We start from the raw sequence: 321 nt of genomic DNA, 5'->3' as shown, positions 1-321 counted from the left end.
TCATGGCGCGTCCTCAAGCAGTTCAAGGTCGATTGGCGGCACCGGGTACAACAACTCGCGAACCGGCTCGCTCAACAGTTCCTGAACGTGAATCCATTGCAGCAGCCCCTGCTCATCCTCCCGAACCGGCCCCAGGTAAGGTGACAGGCGATTGTCCAGCCCGTACGCCTTGAACTGTGACACCGGGCAACGCAGCGTTTCGGTGGCCTGCTCCAGAATCAGCCCGAGTAATTGCGCCGGGTGCGCGTCGTCGTGCCGATAATGCACCAGAACCATGCGGGTGCTGGTGCGCAAGCGCGCTGGCTGACCGGAGTTCAGTGC

Annotated in this window: 1 protein-coding gene; it reads right to left on the bottom strand. The window is 62.0% G+C overall.

Annotated elements, in window-relative coordinates; all coding sequences use genetic code 11:
* The coding region (locus ALO43_RS15470) for a chemotaxis protein CheW (protein WP_174518502.1) at positions 1-321 on the bottom strand (321 nt) is incomplete at its 5' end.

The sequence above is a fragment of the Pseudomonas tremae genome, assembly GCF_001401155.1.
GTDB classification, from domain to species: domain Bacteria; phylum Pseudomonadota; class Gammaproteobacteria; order Pseudomonadales; family Pseudomonadaceae; genus Aquipseudomonas; species Aquipseudomonas tremae.
This window is presented reverse-complemented; position numbering and strand designations above follow the sequence as displayed.